This window comes from Streptosporangium sp. NPDC050148, from assembly GCF_055586505.1.
Genome location: NZ_JBVJIA010000007.1, coordinates 134,995 through 152,042, shown reverse-complemented (window position 1 = coordinate 152,042; position 17,048 = coordinate 134,995). Strand labels below are relative to the sequence as shown.

The 17,048-nt window shown below is 71.6% G+C and carries 13 protein-coding genes; 8 read left to right on the top strand and 5 right to left on the bottom strand.

The window, feature by feature from the left end:
- Window positions 1-666 precede the first annotated feature (666 nt).
- Genes ACZ6RT_RS10030 through ACZ6RT_RS10005 form a run of 6 tightly spaced genes read left to right on the top strand, consistent with a single transcriptional unit; the run spans window position 667 to window position 6,216 of the window.
- Window positions 667-2,241: a pyridoxal phosphate-dependent decarboxylase family protein gene (locus ACZ6RT_RS10030; protein WP_470152898.1), complete on the top strand. Its 1,575-nt coding sequence runs from the start codon at window positions 667-669 to the stop codon at window positions 2,239-2,241.
- Between the two features lie 2 nt (window positions 2,242-2,243).
- Window positions 2,244-3,779 (top strand): phenylacetate--CoA ligase family protein, encoded by a 1,536-nt coding sequence (locus tag ACZ6RT_RS10025; RefSeq protein ID WP_470152897.1) that lies wholly within the window; start codon window positions 2,244-2,246, stop codon window positions 3,777-3,779.
- Between the two features lie 48 nt (window positions 3,780-3,827).
- Window positions 3,828-4,361: a hypothetical protein gene (locus tag ACZ6RT_RS10020; protein WP_470152895.1), complete on the top strand. Its 534-nt coding sequence runs from the start codon at window positions 3,828-3,830 to the stop codon at window positions 4,359-4,361.
- A 25-nt stretch (window positions 4,362-4,386) separates the two neighbouring features.
- Window positions 4,387-5,169, top strand: coding sequence for a hypothetical protein (locus ACZ6RT_RS10015; protein ID WP_399186255.1), 783 nt, complete (start codon window positions 4,387-4,389; stop codon window positions 5,167-5,169).
- Window positions 5,170-5,203: 34 nt separating this feature from the next.
- Window positions 5,204-5,671, top strand: coding sequence for a hypothetical protein (locus ACZ6RT_RS10010; RefSeq protein ID WP_470152893.1), 468 nt, complete (start codon window positions 5,204-5,206; stop codon window positions 5,669-5,671).
- Window positions 5,668-6,216 (top strand): hypothetical protein, encoded by a 549-nt coding sequence (locus ACZ6RT_RS10005; RefSeq protein WP_399186257.1) that lies wholly within the window; start codon window positions 5,668-5,670, stop codon window positions 6,214-6,216. Before ACZ6RT_RS10010 ends, ACZ6RT_RS10005 begins: the two co-directional genes overlap by 4 nt.
- A gap of 221 nt (window positions 6,217-6,437) precedes the next feature.
- On the opposite strand, the gene ACZ6RT_RS10000 is transcribed toward ACZ6RT_RS10005, so the two are convergent.
- The gene (locus ACZ6RT_RS10000; RefSeq protein WP_470152890.1) at window positions 6,438-7,958 is read right to left on the bottom strand and encodes a serine/threonine-protein kinase; all 1,521 of its coding nucleotides are present in this window, start codon (window positions 7,956-7,958) and stop codon (window positions 6,438-6,440) included.
- A gap of 370 nt (window positions 7,959-8,328) precedes the next feature.
- Between ACZ6RT_RS10000 and ACZ6RT_RS09995 the strand changes: the two genes are divergently transcribed.
- Window positions 8,329-9,294, top strand: coding sequence for a D-isomer specific 2-hydroxyacid dehydrogenase family protein (locus ACZ6RT_RS09995; RefSeq protein WP_470152889.1), 966 nt, complete (start codon window positions 8,329-8,331; stop codon window positions 9,292-9,294).
- A 12-nt stretch (window positions 9,295-9,306) separates the two neighbouring features.
- Here ACZ6RT_RS09995 and ACZ6RT_RS09990 read toward each other — a convergent pair whose 3' ends face one another.
- The gene (locus tag ACZ6RT_RS09990; protein WP_399186260.1) at window positions 9,307-10,473 is read right to left on the bottom strand and encodes a M20 family metallopeptidase; all 1,167 of its coding nucleotides are present in this window, start codon (window positions 10,471-10,473) and stop codon (window positions 9,307-9,309) included.
- A 645-nt stretch (window positions 10,474-11,118) separates the two neighbouring features.
- Between ACZ6RT_RS09990 and ACZ6RT_RS09985 the strand changes: the two genes are divergently transcribed.
- Window positions 11,119-11,769, top strand: a complete 651-nt coding sequence (locus tag ACZ6RT_RS09985; protein WP_470152887.1) for a winged helix-turn-helix transcriptional regulator — start codon at window positions 11,119-11,121, stop codon at window positions 11,767-11,769.
- A gap of 236 nt (window positions 11,770-12,005) precedes the next feature.
- Here ACZ6RT_RS09985 and ACZ6RT_RS09980 read toward each other — a convergent pair whose 3' ends face one another.
- From ACZ6RT_RS09980 to ACZ6RT_RS09970, 3 genes are all read right to left on the bottom strand, one after another.
- Window positions 12,006-13,358 carry an FG-GAP repeat domain-containing protein gene (locus tag ACZ6RT_RS09980; protein ID WP_470152885.1) on the bottom strand — a complete coding sequence of 451 codons (1,353 nt, stop codon included), beginning with the start codon at window positions 13,356-13,358 and terminating at the stop codon, window positions 12,006-12,008.
- A gap of 55 nt (window positions 13,359-13,413) precedes the next feature.
- Window positions 13,414-14,322: a DUF1702 family protein gene (locus ACZ6RT_RS09975; RefSeq protein ID WP_470152883.1), complete on the bottom strand. Its 909-nt coding sequence runs from the start codon at window positions 14,320-14,322 to the stop codon at window positions 13,414-13,416.
- A gap of 1,280 nt (window positions 14,323-15,602) precedes the next feature.
- Window positions 15,603-16,919 (bottom strand): MFS transporter, encoded by a 1,317-nt coding sequence (locus ACZ6RT_RS09970; RefSeq protein ID WP_470152881.1) that lies wholly within the window; start codon window positions 16,917-16,919, stop codon window positions 15,603-15,605.
- Between the last annotated feature and the right edge of the window lie 129 nt (window positions 16,920-17,048).

Here is a 17,048-nt window from a genome sequence, read left to right as displayed (position 1 = left end):
GAGATCGCTTTTACAGAAATTCACCGAACAACACCATTGCGTAAGGGGAAAAACACCCTCCGGAAAGATCCCCGACCGGGGGGCGGGATCGAATTCCCGAACCCGATCGAGACCGGCCGGAAACTCATAAGCCCCAAAACCGCCGGACCCCTCTCCCCAATGCCGGCGCAGCGGTAACCATGGCCGGAATCTGCCACTCCACCTGGGCCGGAGGCCTTGCGCCCCTCCTGTCGTCAATGGTTAGCTCGCTCCCATGAAGCGCGCGCCACGATATACGGCGGACGAAATTCAGGGTGAATCAATCGTGATTCGGCCACGACGGTTCCCCCTTCTGTCTTGATCGACGGCGACATCGCCACCGGACCGATTCGAACCATGTGACCAGGGCGCGAACGGACGACCGCCCGCCCCCCTCCCTCTCCCCCGGCATCACCGATCGACATCGAATTTCGATGTTGGAACGTTCCACGAACCGGAGCGGCACGAATTCCGTCTCGTTTCCCCGGAGACGGAGGATGTCCTCCCCGCTCGGCGCAATACCCGGATCACGCGTTCATCCGCGAGAGCCCTGACGTGATCGCCCGGGAGTTCGGTTCGCCACATCCGATCTCCCGTCCAGGCGCGACCATATGTGCGTTCCGTACGCCGGATCGTTTGGAGCCCCCCGTGACGAGTTCTCTTTCCGATGTCCACAGTCCCTTTCCCGAGCCCGCGACCGGCGAGGGTCCCCGATCACCCACGCCGGACCTCGCCGCCGCCTTCGACCCCGGACGTTTCCACGACGGCGCCGTGGACATCGTCGGCCGTCTGACGACGTACCTGGGCGACCGGTCGGTCCGGGGGCTCGACCTCCTCGACCCGGCCGTGCTGCTGAAGGCCGCGCGGGGGCTGATGACCCCTGAACGGCAGCGCATCGCCGACTTCGACGCCGACCGGGTGAACCGGATCGTCGACCTGTACACCGAGACCGGCATCCCGGTCTACTCGCCCGGCTACATGGGGCGGCAGTTCTCCGGCGTGGTGCCGCTGGCCGGCCTCATCGACCTGGTCGGCTCGGTGGTCAACCAGCCCTCCTCCTTCTACGAGGCCGGGCAGCTCCCCAGCGTCGCCGAGCGGCTCATGGCCGAGGAGCTCAACCGCTTCATCGGCTGGGACCGCGACCGGTTCGCCATGGTGACGACCTCGGGGGGCTCCCTGGCCAACCTGACCGCGCTGCTGGCCGCCCGCAACCGCGCCTTCCCGCAGATCTGGACGCGCGGGGCCGCGGACATGGCGGGGCGTCCGGCCATCGCGGTCAGCGAGGAGGCCCACTACAGCGTCACCCGGGCGGCCGGGGTGCTCGGCATCGGGGAACGGCAGATCATCCGGCTCCCGGTCGACCGTGCCGGGCGGATCCGCCCCGATCTGGCCGGTCCGGCGCTGGCCGAGGCGCTGCGGCGCGGCCTGCGGCCGTTCTGCCTGGTGGCCTCGGCCGGGACCACGTCGATGGGCGCCTTCGACCCGCTGGAGGAGCTCGCGGCCGTGGCGCACCGGTACGGGCTCTGGCTGCACGTGGACGGGGCGCACGGGGCGAGCCTGCTGCTGTCGGACCGGCACCGGGACAGGCTCCGCGGCATCGAGCGGGCCGACTCGCTGACCTGGGACGCCCACAAGATGCTGTTCATGCCGGCGCCGTGCACGCTGCTCTTCTACCGCGACGGCTCGGCGGCGCGCGACGCGTTCCGGCAGCGCGCCAGCTACGTCTTCGACGAGGAACCGGACGTCTACAGCGCCTACGACAGCGCGGGCAAGAACCTCGAGTGCACGAAGCGCCCCATGATCATGCCGCTCTGGGCGGTCTGGTCGGTCTACGGCCCGGCGCTGTTCGCGCAGAAGATCGACCGGTTGTGCGCGACGGCCCGGCAGGCGTACCGGATGATCGCCGCGGAGCCGGACTTCGCCGTGGCGCACGAGCCGGAGTCCAACATCGTGTGCTTCCGGTACCTGCCGGACGACCTGGACCCGGTGACCGTGCACCGGTTGCAGCTGGAGATCCGCAACCGGGTCCGGGGTGACGGGCGCTTCTTCATCTCCAAGGTCGACATCGAGGGGGTGGCGGCGCTGCGCGTGGTGGTGATGAACCACCTCATCGACGCCGGCCACCTGGCCATGCTCATCGCCGAGATCAGGGACATCGGGCGACGGGTGCTGCGCGCGAGCGCCGGTGCCCGCCACGACCAGCCGAACGGGAGTCATTCATGACCATGACGGGTTTGGACATCGCCGCCTCGGCGGAGCTGGCGGAGCGGCTGATCCCCGAGGAGGAGCTGCGGCCCCGCTCGGTGGACGACGTCGTCCGGCTGCCGTCGTTCGCGGGGAGGCTGGAGGAGTGCGGGCGGCTCACCGGGATCCCGTACTGCGAGTCCCCGCTCGACCTGCAGAACGCGCTGGTGTTCCGGCGTCTGCGGCAGCTCGTCGGCATCGCCCTGCTCAACCCGCTGTGGCGGGAGCGGCTGCACCACTTCGGGATCCGCGACGTCCCCGCCGACATGTCCGAGTGGGAGCGGATCCCCCTGTCGGACAAGACCGTGCAGCGCGACATGTTCATGGGCGCGCGGGCCGGGATGGTCGTGCCGCTGGAGCGCGGCGGGTTCGAGGTGGTGGCCAGTGGCGGCACCGGTGACGGCATGCCCCTGGAGATCGTGTACTCCCTGCGGGAGCTGCGCGACACCTACCGCATCTCCGGGGCGTTCATGGGCGCCTACCAGCTCGGCCGCTACCTGCGCGGCCCCGCGCCGCGCTGGTTGTTCACCACGCTGGCCGACTACCAGATGTGGAGCAGCGGGACCATGGTCGGCGGCGTCCTGTCGCACGTCCCGGGGGTCAACTACATCGGCGCGGGGCCGGTGAGCGCGCCGGTGCTGGAGCACATGTTCTCCTACCCGGGCCACAAGGCGCTGATGGGCATCACCGCCGGCATCGCGCTCCTGCCCGAGCTGGGCGCGGGCCTGCCCCCGCACGCCAGGGCGAGCTTCCGGGTCGCCATGTACGGCAGCGGCTCCCTGCCGCAGCGCAAGCGCGACGAGCTGCAGGCGTTCTTCCCCAACGTGTCGATCCTCAGCTACTTCGCCGCGACCCAGGCCGAGTGCGTCGGGCTCCAGCTCGACCACACCTCGCCTGCGCTGTCGGCCGTTCCGGGGCTGCACCTGGTGGAGATCGTGGACGAGCACGGCCGGGCCGTCGCCGAGGGCGAGGAGGGCGAGCTGGTCGTGACCCGGCTGCACGCCGACGAGACGCCGCTGCTGCGGCTCAAGCTCGGCGACCGGATGATCCGCCGTCCCGCCCTGGACGGGCCCGGGGCGCGTACCGAGCGGTTCGAGTTCGCCGGGCGCAGCGCCGACGTGCTGCACCTCAACGACAGCCAGTACTCGGCGACGCTGGCGTACGCGGCCCTGCGCGGGCGGCTGCGCTCGGCGGCCGGCGTCGACCTGGACCTGATCGCGCACGAGGTCCAGTTCCACAACCACCGCGAGGACCGGATCCTCACCCTGCTGGCGGCGGTGGACGATGCCGAGGGCACGACCGCGGCCGTCGAGCACGCCCTCGGGCCGGGCGGGACGCGGCGGCTGTTCACCCAGGCGCTGCCGGGCTCCCTGTCGCTCTTCAACGACCGGGAGGCCAACGCCGCGGCCATCGAGCAGACCGGGTACGGGTTCCGGCTGGAGTTCGTCCCGCGCTCCTCGTCGCAGATCGAGCGGACCGCCGTCGGCAAGACGCCGCTGGTCCGCGACCGGGGCTGAGCGCCCGGTGGCCCGTGCGCCCGAATGACATCCGACAAGGGAGGATCGATGAAACACAGGATCAGCATCGTCGTGATGGTCGACGCCGTCGGGGCGTTGTCCGACCGGACGTTGCACAACGGCAACCTCTCGCTGGTCGACGACGGCTCGGCGGGGAGCAAGAACCAGGGGACCCCCGACCTCGTCACGGTCGTGTCCCCGGGACAGGTCGTCCAGTGGACCCCCATCCACGTGGACGTGCAGACCCCGGTCGAGATCCAGGCCATCGAGTTCCTGTCCGGCGCGACCGTCCGGGCACCGGCCGACCGGGCCGTGGCGCCGCGCCCGGCGGGGTCCCCCACCGCGGCGGCGGCCGGTGCCGCGCACGGGACGGGCGCAGTGGCGCCCGGTGCCGTGTCCGGGGCGGGGGTCGACGCCACCGGTTCCAACGGGCGCGAGAACTACGACCTGCTGGTGTGGGAGGGGATCGTGCCCCACGACATGACGCCCGGCGTCCCCTACCGGTACCGGCTCTCCCTGCGGCTCCACGAAGGGCCCAACAGCGTGCTGCACATCGACTCGCCCGCACTGCTGTGCGCGTGAGCCACGTTCCCCGAAAGGCGGTTCCATGGCACAGCAACACGGGATCATCGTGCTCTTCGACGTCGAGAACGCGCTCCGGACGCGATCGCTCGAGGGCAACACGTACTGGTTCGACAACATGAAGCTGTTCGGCTCGGAGGGGGTGGGCACCGAGCGGCTGGAGACGATCGTGCCCGGCACCCACTACCTCGACGGGTCGCAGGCGACCGAGCAGGTGCTGAACTGGCTGCCCGCGGCGCTGGGGTCGATCCCCCCGACGGTGCCGCGCAACTACCTGGCCGAGCAGGGACGCGCCGACGACCGGCGCACGCTGGAGGAGCTGGCCGGGCTCGACGCCGCAGGCGGGGTGAACGAGACCGACGTCAGGCGGCTGCAGGGACGGGTCGGCAAGCGGGCCCGCAAGCAGGCGAGCGGGCGCGGCCTGACCGACTCCAAGCTGCTGGACGTCACCGGCAGGACCACGACCAGCTCCGACGCGTACAACTACCCGGCTCCGGTGATCACCGACATCACCGGGCCGGCCGTCACCGAGAAGATCATGTACCCGGCCCAGTACGGGTCGCCCGACATGGTCTACGACGGCTGGTACTGGGCCGCGACCGTGGACACGAGCCGGCCCGGGGTCTACCGGTACACGATGCACGTCCAGCTGCACGAGCTGGTCGAGCGCAACGACGAGCTGGTCTGGGAGTCGGTGGACCTGACCTGCGAGTCCAGCCTGAAGATCATCAACGATCCGAAGCGCAACGGGTTCACCGGTGCCGGACTGGGCGTCCTCCCCCTGCCGCCCGTCCCGGTCACCGGCTGACCCGGTCCGGAGCATCTTCGAGCGAAGGAGCCGCATGCCCCCGAGGAACAGACAGCCCGAACGCCGGTCCACCCGGCCCGCCCGGCCCGTGACGATCACCGCGGTGGTCGACCCGGTGGCCGCGCTGGCGTCGGAGAACCTGGACGGCAACCTCTACCTCTACGACACCAACAGGCCCGCGGGGTCCACCGGTTTCGGCACCCCCGAGCTGCACAGCCGGGTCCGCAAGGGCGACACCCTGCTGTGGAACGTGATCCCGCTGGAGTGCGAGACCTACGTGTCCCTCGCCGACGTCGAGATCGACCCGCAGATCGCTGAACCCACACAAAAGGTGTATCCCGGCACCGACATCGTGTTCTGGACCGCCGAGGTCAAGCAGGACCTCACCGAGCCGGTCCCGTACCGGCTCTCGTTCCTGCTCGGCACCGTCACCACGCCGTTCACCCCCTCCGGCCGACCGGCCCTGTCCGGTCCCGCCGGCGACGGAAAGGAGGCCCGATGACCCAGGCGTACGCGGCCACGGACTTCACCGAGCGCGGCCAGCTCAACTCCGTCCAGCTGAACGTGGTCACCCTCGTCGACATGGAGCGGGCCGCCACGACGAAGTCCCTGGACGGCTGCCTCTACATGATGGACAACAGCGTCGGCGGGGTCGGGCAGGGCACCGACCACCTGGAGACCGTCTGCAAGCAGGGACAGGTGATCAACTGGATCATCCGCCCGATCGACATGCACCGCCGCCCGGACGGCACCTGGCCCCCGATGCCGAAGATCAACAACATCGTCTTCCTCGACATCGAGAAGGGTGACGAGGACGACGTCGCCGAACGCCGGATCATGACCGAGCTCAAGGTCTACGGCGCTCCCGACCGGATGCGCGACCGGTACACCGCCGTCTACTACTACTGGGCCGGGGCGGTGATGAGCGACGCGCGCGCGGGGCTCTACCGCTACCGGTTCGTCCTGGAGCTGGAGAAGGAGCACGGCACCGACAAGCTGTACCTGAACTCGGCCCGCTACCCCGCCCTGCGGGTCCTGCCCGTCTGAAGCCACGGCCCCCGGTCCCGGCCCCGGTTCCCCGTCCCGGGGACCGGGACCGGGGTCGTCGCGTCGATCGCCGTCCGGATCACGATGGGGATGACCCCTCCCGGGCGCGGATCACGTCCGGCCTCCCCCGCGCCATCCCGTACCCGGTCCACGTCCGGCCTCCCCCGCCTCACCCCGGACGTGGACCACCTCCGGCGTCCCACGGTCCCCTCCCCCGCGCGTCAGTGGTCGGTGAGGGATCGCAGGATCGCCCGGACCTTGCCCGCGTCGTCGTGCTGCGGGCCGTACCTGCGTTCCAGGTCGGGCAGCAGCTCTCCCAGCACCCGCTTGGCCCGCACCCGGTTGCCCGCGTCGAGCTCCACCATGCCGATCTTGCGGCGCAGTTCGAGGAGCCGCTCCTCGCTCGCGCCGAACCGCCGCTCGTCGGCCAGGAGCCGCTGGAGCTGGGCCAGGGCGAGTTTCCTGTCACCGGTGGCCGCGTGACAGCCGGCCTCCATCAACCGGCAGCGCAGGGCGAGGTTGTTGTCCGGGCCCTCCACCGCGGCGACGTCGGCGGCCAGCCGGTGGAACTCCGGCGCCGCCCGGCGGTGGTCCCCGGCGAGGAAGAGCAGCTCGGCGAGCTCGATCCGCAGCTCGATCACGGTGGAGGCGGTCGCGCCGAACGAGCTCGCGGCCGGGCCGGCCACCTCCGCCAGCAGGTCCGCCGCCTGGCTGAAACGCCCCTGGACCTTGAGGACCTCGGCGTCCCTGCGGGCACGCTCCAGGTCGGCGCGCTCGATCTGGGCCAGCCCCCCGATGTTCCTGATCCGCGTCGGCCGCTGGTGGTGGGCCGACCGCCGGTGACGCTCCCCCGAGGAGGTGATGCGCCCGACGACGGTGGCGTACATCCGCAGCGGGTGGGGGGTGTCCAGGTTCACGTAGCCGGGCAGGGGCGGCAGGTCGTGGCAGAAGTCCAGCAGCCGCTCGCAGATGACGCCGGCGTCGGCGGGGCGCCGGTCCGGTGACTTGGCGAGCATCCACAGGACGAGCCGTTCCAGCCCTTCGGGAACGTCGGGCCGCCTGGTGCGCAGCGGGCGGGGCGGCACGTCGGTGTGGTTGCGCATCGCCGCCAGCGCGGTGGGCGCGGCGAACTGGTTCTTCCCGGTGAGCATCTCGTCCAGGATCACGCCGAGGGAGTACAGGTCGCTGCGCGGGTCCGCCCCGCCCATCATGGCCTGCTCCGGCGCCATGTAGGCGGGCGTGCCCAGCACCTCGCCCGTCCGGGTGAGGCTCGTCGCGTCGACGGCGGCGAGCGCGGCGGCGATGCCGAAGTCCAGCACCTTGACCGTGCCGTCGGGGCAGAGCATCAGGTTGCTCGGTTTGAGGTCGCGGTGGACCAGCGAGTTCGCGTGGGCGACGGCCAGGACCGAGCAGACCTGGGCGGCGATCGCCACGGCCCACGCCACCGGCAGCTCGGTCTCGTCGATCAGCGTCGAGACCGGGCAGCCCTTGACGAGCTGCATGACCATGTAGAGGTCGTCACCGTGCGGCCCGCAGTCGTAGACGATCGGGACCCCGGGGTGTTCCAGCCGCGCGGTGATCCGCGTCTCGCGGATGAAGCGCCTGGCGAGTTCGTCGTCGGGCCGGCCGTCGGGAAACCTGTCGACTTTGATGAATTTGATAGCGATCTGCCGGTCGAGCCGTTTGTCGTAGCCGAACCAGACCTCCCCCATTCCACCGGTACGGCGGGACAGAGGGTCCAACTCGTAGCGTCCGCCTATGATCGTCCCTCTGCTCAAAACGATCCGCTCCTCCAGAATGCCCGGGTCCCCGGGAAAAATGTAGCGTCCCCCGAGCGTCGCCGTCTTGCCCGGACGTTTACGCAGGCCGGAGCGGTATGATTCACGCCTTTCCCCAGCGGTCGCGTGCGCCGAATGCGCCGCCGCCCGCGCGCCGGGCGGGCCCGCGTTCCCTTCCGGCCGCTAAATCGAATTGGGCCGCGACCGGCCCGGGAACGCGATTCCCGTACGGCCGCAGAGACGCTCCGATTCCCGCTCCGGCGGAAAACCGGGAACGGGACGCATCGTGCGCGGTCATGGCGCACGACCGGCGGGGCGCGACAGAATATGGTTTATGGAAGCCCGAATCGCGATCCTCCCCTCCGAGGAGGCGTGGGCGGCGCACGGCCGCCCCGACTCCCCCCGTCCTGCCGATCTGCGCTCCATGGTGGAGCGGGCCGTGTCCGCCGGTGGCGGTGTCGTCGGCCCGCCGGCCGAGGCCGACGGCCTGGTCTGGCTCGTCCCGGGTGAGCCCGAGGTGCTGCGGGCGACGCTGGAGGCCAATCCCCGGATCCGGTGGGTGCAGTTCCCCTGGGCCGGGGTGGAGAGGTTCATCCCGTCCGGCGTGTTCGGCCTCCCGGTGGTCTTCAGCTGCGCCAAGGGGTCGTTCGCCGGGCAGGTCGGCGAGCACGCGCTCATGCTGATCCTGGCCTGCCTGCGCAGCGTCTCCCGGCAGGCGCGGACGCCCCGCTGGGATCCGGTGGACCCCAGGTCGCTGCACGGCCGGAGCGTGACGATCCTGGGAGGCGGCGGCATAGCCGTCGAGCTGATCCGGCTGCTGAAGCCGTTCGGCTGCCGGATCAGGGTGATCCGGCGCCGCCCGGACGGCGTCGAGGGCGCCGGCGAGACGCTGCCGCCCGCCGCCCTGCACGCCGTGCTGCCCGAGACCGACGTGCTGGTGCTGGCCCTGGCCCTGACGCCGGAGACCACGCACGTCGTCGACGCGGCCGAGCTGGCGCTGCTGCCGGAGCACGCCGTCGTCGTCAACGTCGCCCGCGGCGGGCACATCCGGACCGACGCGCTCGTCGAGGCCCTCCGCGCGGGGTCGATCTCCGCGGCCGGCCTGGACGTGACGGACCCCGAGCCGCTCCCCGAGGGGCACCCGCTCTGGGACGACCCCAGGGTGCTCATCACCTCGCACTGCGCCGACTCCGCCGAGTACGTCGCCCGGATGTTCTGCGAACGGGTCGAGCGGAACGTGCGCAACCTGCGGGCCGGGCTCCCCCTGGAGGGAGTGATCGACCCCGCGACGGGATACTGACCGGGGCCGCCGTCAGCCCGTCCCGGCGCCGATCACCCGGGCCGCGGCCAGGTAGGCGGCGAGCAGGCTCTCGGCGACCGCCGTCACGGTCTCGTCCCCGGGCAGGAAGTACGGGCTGTGCAGGCCGGACACCGTGTCGGTGCCCACGAACAGCATCAGCGACGGCACCACCGAGGCGAAGTGGGCGAAGTCGTCGGCGCCGCAGGAGCGCAGGGTGGCGGGCATGTGGTGGGCGGCCTCGACGAGCATGCAGCCGGTCTCCTCGGCGAGACGGGCGTCGTTGACGAGCACCGGCTCGCCGTGCATGACCCGTACCTCGGCCTGGCAGCCGTGCACCCGGGCGATCCCCTCGGCGATCTCGCGGAACCGGTGGTGCAGCTGGTGGCGCCAGGGCTCGGACATGGTGCGCAGGGTGCCGCGCGCGGTGGCCTCCCCCGGGATGGCGTTGGGCGCGGTGCCCGCCGAGACGGTCCCGAAGGTGACCACGGTCGGCGTCATCGGGTCGGCGTCCCGGCTGACCAGCTGCTGCGCGGCCACGATGATCTGGGCGAGCGCCAGGACCGGGTCGCGGGACAGGTGGGGGTAGGCCGCGTGCCCGCCCTGGCCCCTGACCACGACGGTGAACTCGTCGGCGGAGGCGTTGACCGCGCCGGGGGTGCAGGCCGTCTCCCCCGCGTCGAGCACCGGCTGGACGTGTGCCGCGATCATCGCGCCGACCCGGTTCCTGCGCAGCGCACCGGACTCGACGATGTCCCGGGCGCCCGAGGGGTGGGTCTCCTCGCGCGGCTGCAGCACCGCGACCATCGGCGCCGGTGCCCTGACCCGGTCGACCGCCCGGGTCAGGGCGGCCAGGGCGGCGAGGTGGACGTCGTGGCCGCAGGCGTGCATGGCCCCGTTGCGCGAGGCCCAGGGGACGTCGGTCTCCTCCAGGATCGGCAGGGCGTCCAGCTCTCCCCGTACGCCGACGGCCAGGCCCTCGCCGCCGACGCGCAGCAGCGCGCCGGTGGTCGCCACCCGTTCCATCGCGCCGCCCTCGGGCAGCGCGTCCAGCATCCGCTTGAGCGTCGGCTCCTCCTTGCCGGAGACGTACGGCTCGGCGTGCAGCTCCCGGCGCAGCTCGAAGGCGGCCGGCAGCTCGGCGTGCAGGGCGGCGCGGAGCCGTTCGTGAAGCTCGTTCATCCTTCCTCCCCGGATCTGTGGAGCCCGGGGCGGGGCGTGGGACGAGGCCCTGAGCAGGGCGTGGGACGGGGCGCGGAGGCGGGCAGAGAGCTGAACACATGGCTGGTCATACCCATGTGACCCTTCCGAACCACCGGCACCGGGCGATTCCGCCCTCCGTGTCCCGGTCCGCCGCCCGGCCGGGGTCGTCGGCGCCCCCGCCTTCCGGCCCCTGCGTCACGCACGCGCGCCACTCCCTCACCGCATACGCCAGGTGCACATGACACTATTTTTTCCTATAGCAAGATATAAAAAATCATCAGCCCATCCCAGCTCTGACGGGAATATAATTTGAATGTGCATAGCGACTGGGCGAAAATGATTGCGAATCCAGGCCCCACGAGGTGATGCCGTCATGACGACCGCGAGCTCCGATCACCGGGCGGACGCCCGGGGAGGAGAGGGACGCGTCACGGGACGGCCCGCCTTCCCGCCCCCGGGGTGTGACGTCGTCCCGGCCGCGGATGGTGGCGGGCCCAGAACGGTCCCGACCTGACCCTGGCGCGTCCGGCCGGGGAGACGGACGCGCTGTCACTATAAAAAATCACAGGAAGGCACGAGCGCTTGCTTACGTCCGACAAGCGGCACTACGGGCAGTTCTGTGGGTTGGCCGCCGCACTAGACATCATCGGGGAGCGCTGGACGCTGCTGATCGTCAGGGAGTTGATCATAGCTCCGGCGCGATTTCACGAGATCCAGTCACATCTTCCGGGGATCGGGCCGAACCTGCTCACCGACCGCCTCAAGGCGCTCGGCGCGCGGGGGATCCTGGAGGCCGAGCCCGTCCCGGGGGACGCGCGCGGGAAGCGGTACCGGCTCACCCCCGTCGGGGAGCAGCTCCGCGAGCCCCTGCTGTACTTCTCCCGGTGGGGGATGCGCTTCCTCACCGACGAGGACGCCAAGACGGGGATGACCAGCAGCGCCTGGGGGTTCTTCGCCCTGCAGGCCATGATCCAGGGACGGCCCGTGCCCGACGTGCGGGAGTCCTACGAGTTCCGGATCGACGACGACGTCTTCCACATCGTCGTGGCCGACGGCAAGGCGGCGGCCCGGCGGGGGCCCGGGGAGAAGCCGGTCATCGTGGTGCGGACGAGCGCCGAGACGTTCGTCCGGATCGGCGCCGAGCTGATCAGCCCGTTCGACGCCGTCGTCACCGGCGGCCTGTCGCTCGAGGGCGACCCGGCGGCGGTGCTGCGGTGCACGCAGCTGATGGGGTTGTCGGCCCGGCCGGAACGCGACTCCACCGGCGTCTCCTGACGAGAGCGGCCGCCCGCAGCGGTCACCCTCGTCCCCCGGACGCTCCCCCACCGCGTGCGGCGGTACGGCACCGCACGTGCGGGCGGGAGCGTCGGGGGAATCCTCGTCCGCACGTCCACGACCTCGACCACGACCACGACCTCGTCCACGGCGTCACTCACGACCTCGTTCGCGACCCGTTCACGGCGTCGCTCACGACGCCACTCACGACGCCACTCGCGTCGTCACTCGCGTCGTCACTCGCGTCGTCGCGCGCGGAGCCGGGTGGCGGACCGCCCTCCCAGGACGAGCAGGTCGTCGTTGCCCATCGCGAGTTCCTGCAGCTGGGGCCGGCGGTCGCGCTCGCCCTTGAGGAATCCGGTGGCCTGCAGCATCTCGTCGACGCCGTCGTTGTCGAAGTCGCCGGACTTGACGTCCCAGGCCCAGCCGCTGCGGGCCAGGCCCAGGTCCTCGCTGTCGTCGCGGAAGGCGAGCTCGCCGGGCGGGCCGGTCGGCACGAAGGCGAAGTTGCTCTCCTGCAGCGCGAACTCGTCGGTGATGTTGCTGACCATCATCATCGGCAGGCCGGTCCCGTCCGGGTAGGTGAACGTGACCCCCGTCCCCTTGAACGAGTCGTGGCCGAGCACCTTGGACTTGGGCATGGTCAGGTTCCGGGTGCCGGGCACCGCCCGCAGCCTGACCGCGCCGGGGGTGGACTCGTTGGCGAGCAGGAAGTCGGGGCCGAAGTCGTTGGCCACGTAGATCTCGGGCAGCAGGTCGCCGGTGAGGTCCTGCAGGCCGAAGGCGAGGGTCCACGAGCGGGCGACGTCGTCGCCGAAGACGTCGCTGGCGTCGGTGAACGCCGGGAGGGTGTCGCGGGCGCCGGAGGGGCGGCCGAGCAGGATCCGGTTGACGCCGACGTTGCGCGCCATGCTCATCGAGTGCTGCATCTGCATGCGGCTGTCGCCGGCGGCGGCCGGGTCGAGCACCTTGGCCCCGTCCGGGAAGTAGTTGCCGACCAGGACGTCGAGGTGTCCATCGCCGTCGAGGTCGGCGACGTTGAGGGCGGTGCTGTTCCACACCTGCATGGGCCGGACGAGCTCGGTCGCGGTGAACCCCGCGGCGGACGGGGCGCCGGGTGCGGTGTTGAGGAACACCACCGGCGAGCGGCCCCAGTAGTAGACGAGGATGTCGGTGTCGCCGTCCTCGTCGAGGTCGGCGGGCACGCACCCCATCGGCGCCATCGTCGCGTCGTAGCGCACGGCGCCCGAGGGGCGCAGCTCGACCGGCGCGTAGGAGGTGCCGCCGGACCGGGGCGCGGGCCGGGGCGTCACCTTGTCGTCGCGGGGGTCCACCAGGCAGAGGTCACCGGCGTGGCCGAGGCCGCGCGGGTCGGTCAGGGCGACGGTCGCGCCGACCGCCGAGATCCAGCCCCGGATCCTCTGCAGGCCCGGCGCGACGACGCGTTCGGTGCGGGCTCCGGCCGGGGCGGAGTTGAGCGCCACGCTCTGGAACGCGTAGCGCCCGGCGAGCCGTTCGGCCTCTCCGGCGGCGACGCCCGGCCGTACGGTGAGAAAACCCAGGGTGCCGCAGAGCAGGACCGCGGCCACGGCGGGAGGCTCTTGCGCAGGACGGTGTGGACCATTCCGTTCTCCGATCGGGGCATCAGGCGGCGTGCCGGGCGGCCGTGATGCCGCGTAGCCGGGTCCGCCATTCCTGGTAGGCGGTGATGTCCGGCGAGTGTTCGAGGTCTGCGGCGGTGTCGTCCGCCCAGGAGGCGGCGGTCGCGGGGTCGGTGCCGAGCACCACGCGGCAGGCCAGGACGGTGTGGTCGGGGACGACACCGGAGCGGAACCGGGCGGTGGCGCCGAAGACGACGCCCTGGGCGTAGGCGGGCGCGTCCGGGTCGGCCGCGGTCACCAGGGCCTCCAGGCCGGTCTCGGTGGTGACGCCCGCGTAGGCGGACGCCAGGCCGATCCCGCTCCACAGCTCGGCGCGGGCGGCGACCGGCTGGCGGGCGACGACCCCCGTCACCCCGGTGACGTCGGCGGACTCGGCGAACCAGAGCGCGCGGCCGCAACCGGCCAGGCGGGCGGCCCCTCGCGGGGTGGGTGCGCGGCGGGCACGGCGCTCCAGCGCGCGCGTCCCCCCGAAGAACACCTCGCCGAAGCCGGCGCCGTCCAGGGCCAGCCATCGCAGCAGCGGCGTCCCGGGCAGCCGGAACGGCGCGGGGAGCCGCGCCGGGCTCAGCCCCCATCCCGCGCCGACGTGGATCAGGTGGACGTAGCCCTGTCCTGGACCGTCGAGCAACCGGCGCAGCGCCGTGTCCCGCCCGCGCGCGGTCAGGTCGCGGTAGGCCGCGTACATGCCCGCGCCCTCGTAGGCGAAGCCCCGGTTCTCCTCGGGCACCGTGGCGAGCGCCGCGTGAACGTCCCCCCACCGGGAGAGGGCGAGGTTGAAGCCGTCGAGAAAACTTCTGGCCCGCTCCTCCAGGACCGCCCGCGCCTCCGGGCGATCGGTCCGGAAACCACGTCGCTCGAAGTCCGCCATCCCGTACGGCAGGAGTGCGCGCATCTGCACAGCCCCTCTCGGAGAACCGATTATCGGAGAGCCGTTTCGGCTTCTTGTCTTCTCCAGACTGACTATCAGTATCAATAGCGATCTATAAGACCTTGACTTCCGGCCAAGGCCGCCATAAGCCTCTGACGCGATAAAGCCGCAGTTGACAGTAAATTTACGTTCTGTCCAGACGGGTGCGACGACCGGCCACATCGATGTGAAATCCATAGCGACCCGCGAGGGCCCGCGGCCGTCGACCGACGCCCCGCCGACCGCCCCGGCGGGCGCTCCGCGGGACTTCCTTCAAGGGCCGCACGCGAGCCCGCGGGCGGGGGGCGCGAGCCGGTCCCGCGCCTGTGCGACGGCTTTCACCAGCGATAACATGACCGACACGGACGACGCGGGATCCCCTGCGGATGCGCGCCGTCCCCGCCGTACGGCCCGGTGACCGGCCCCGCCCCCGGGGTCCGCACGGCACCGGGCCGCGGCCCTGCGACGCCGTGGGCGACGGATGGACGGCGCGCGGAAGGCCCCGGGCGGGGGGATTCCCACCCGGGCAGCCGGGCAGCCGGGCAGCCGGGCAGCCGGGCAGCCGGGCAGCCGGGCAGCCGGGCAGCCGACGTGGTATACCGCCGAAGACTCGCGATGGCAACGGCAGAGATGCACAACATTATCGACGAACCATCTACTGCTTATTTTTAATATAGCAAAAAATGGTAGTTTCAAATCTTCGGCGAACCGTGGGGCCCGGTGCCCGGAGAACGACGCCTCCTGCGGCCATTTCCGCCTTCCAGGTCCGGGCTTTATCCGGGAATATGATTCATTAAATTCCAGGAACGGCGCGTGCGTTTCTCCGATGATTCCGGTATCACCTTCACGGGGGTCAACCGGGCCCCGTCCGGGCGCGGCGCGGCCCCGGCGGGCGGGTCCGCGCCGGTCCGGGCCGGTGCGGGCAGGGAGAAACCCCTGCGAGGACCGGAACCCCGGCCCGCGTCGCCGTCACCGGCCGCGCGCTCCCGTCCCCCACCCCGGGGCCGGGCGCGCACGCGCAGACAGGCGGGTCCCGGCGCCTCCCCGCACGCCGCCCGCCAAGGTCACGGACCCGGCGATCCCCGCTGCTCGACAGGAGTGTTTACCCGCTGTCACTAATGCGGTTGATGAGGGCGACGGTCCTGATCATCCCGCCGCGCGCGTACGCCGAGGTGGTCGCACGATTGCGGGCGTCCCCATACTTTCGGATGTAATACGAGAAAGCACGCCTTACGGGCAGGATGGTGGTGACATCGCGTACGGGCTCACCCGTCGAGGTGCTCCCCCGCCCCCGCCCCCGTCCCCGCCCCCGTCCCCGCCCTCGTCGCCGTCCGGGAGGCCGCCGCCGCGTGCCCGGTCGAGGCGCCGTACGCGAGGGTGACGGCGACGACGGCGACCGGGAAGACGATCGCGACGAGGAGCCCGGTGCGCAGTCCCGAACCGCCGTCGTCCGGGAGCAGGGCCGCCAGGCCCCCCAGGAGACCGTCGGCGGAGGCGGTGGCGTCCGCGGCCGCTCCGGCGATCCAGGGGCCGACCGCGCCCCCGGCGTCACCGAAGACGGCCAGCACCCCGAACATGGCCGCGCCCCCGAGGGGGAAGCGGGCGGCGGCGAGGCTGAAGGTGCCCGGCCAGAGCAGGCTGACCGCCAGGCCGCAGACCGCGCAGCCGATCAGGCTCACCAGCGGGTCGGAGGCCAGGCAGGCGACGAGGTAGCAGACCGTCGCCAGCGCGCCGCAGGAGGCCATGGCGGGCACCAGCGGGATCCGCTCCCCCCACAGCCCGTAGACGATCCGGCCGACGCCCATCAGGGCGGCGAACAGGCACGGTCCGGCCAGGTCGCCCCAGACCTTGGAGACGCCCAGTCCCTGTTCGGCGAAGAGCGAGGACCACTGCGACATGGTCAGCTCGGCCGCCCCGGCGCAGAGCATCAGCACCATCGCGGCGGCGAAGGCGGGGGCGGAGAAGAGCGCGCGCAGCGAGGTGCGGTGCTCGTCGGGCACGGTGGCGGGCAGCGGGACCCTCAGAAAGGCCACCATGTTGACCAGCGGGACCAGCGCCCAGGCCAGGGGCAGTACCTGCCAGGCGTCCTGGCCGATCCAGGCCAGCAGCAGCGTGCTGCCCGCCACCACCGCGACCTGCCCCCAGCAGTAGAAGGAGTGCAGCAGGCTCATCGCCGCGGCCTTGCCCTCCTGCGGGCTGGGCAGGGCGTCCACCACGGGGCTGACCAGGACCTCCAGCAGGCCGCCACCGACGGCGTAGACGACGATCGCCACGCACAGCCCGGCGTAGGGGGAGGGCGCGAGCGCCGGGGCCAGCGCCAGCAGCACCAGCCCCGCCACCGAGAGCACGTGGGCCAGCACCAGCGGGACCCGGTAGCCGGTCCGGTCCACGAACCTCACGGCCACGACGTCGGTGACGAGCTGGGTGGCGAAGTTGAGCAGCACCAGCCGGCCCAGCATCTCCAGGGGGAGCTGGTAGCGGGTCTGGAACACGATGAACAGCAGGGGGGCCAGATTGTTGACGATCGCCTGCGTGACGTACCCGGTGTAGCAGGCACGGCGAGTCCGGTCGTACGAGGTCATGAGGGATACGCGTCTTTCGGTGGGAGGCGGCCTCCCGCACACTACGGGCGGGGCCGCGGGCGTCTCCCACCGGCTCCGGGTTCGGGGGCCGCTCCCCGGGCCCTCCCGGCCTTTCGGCGCCCCGGGGCC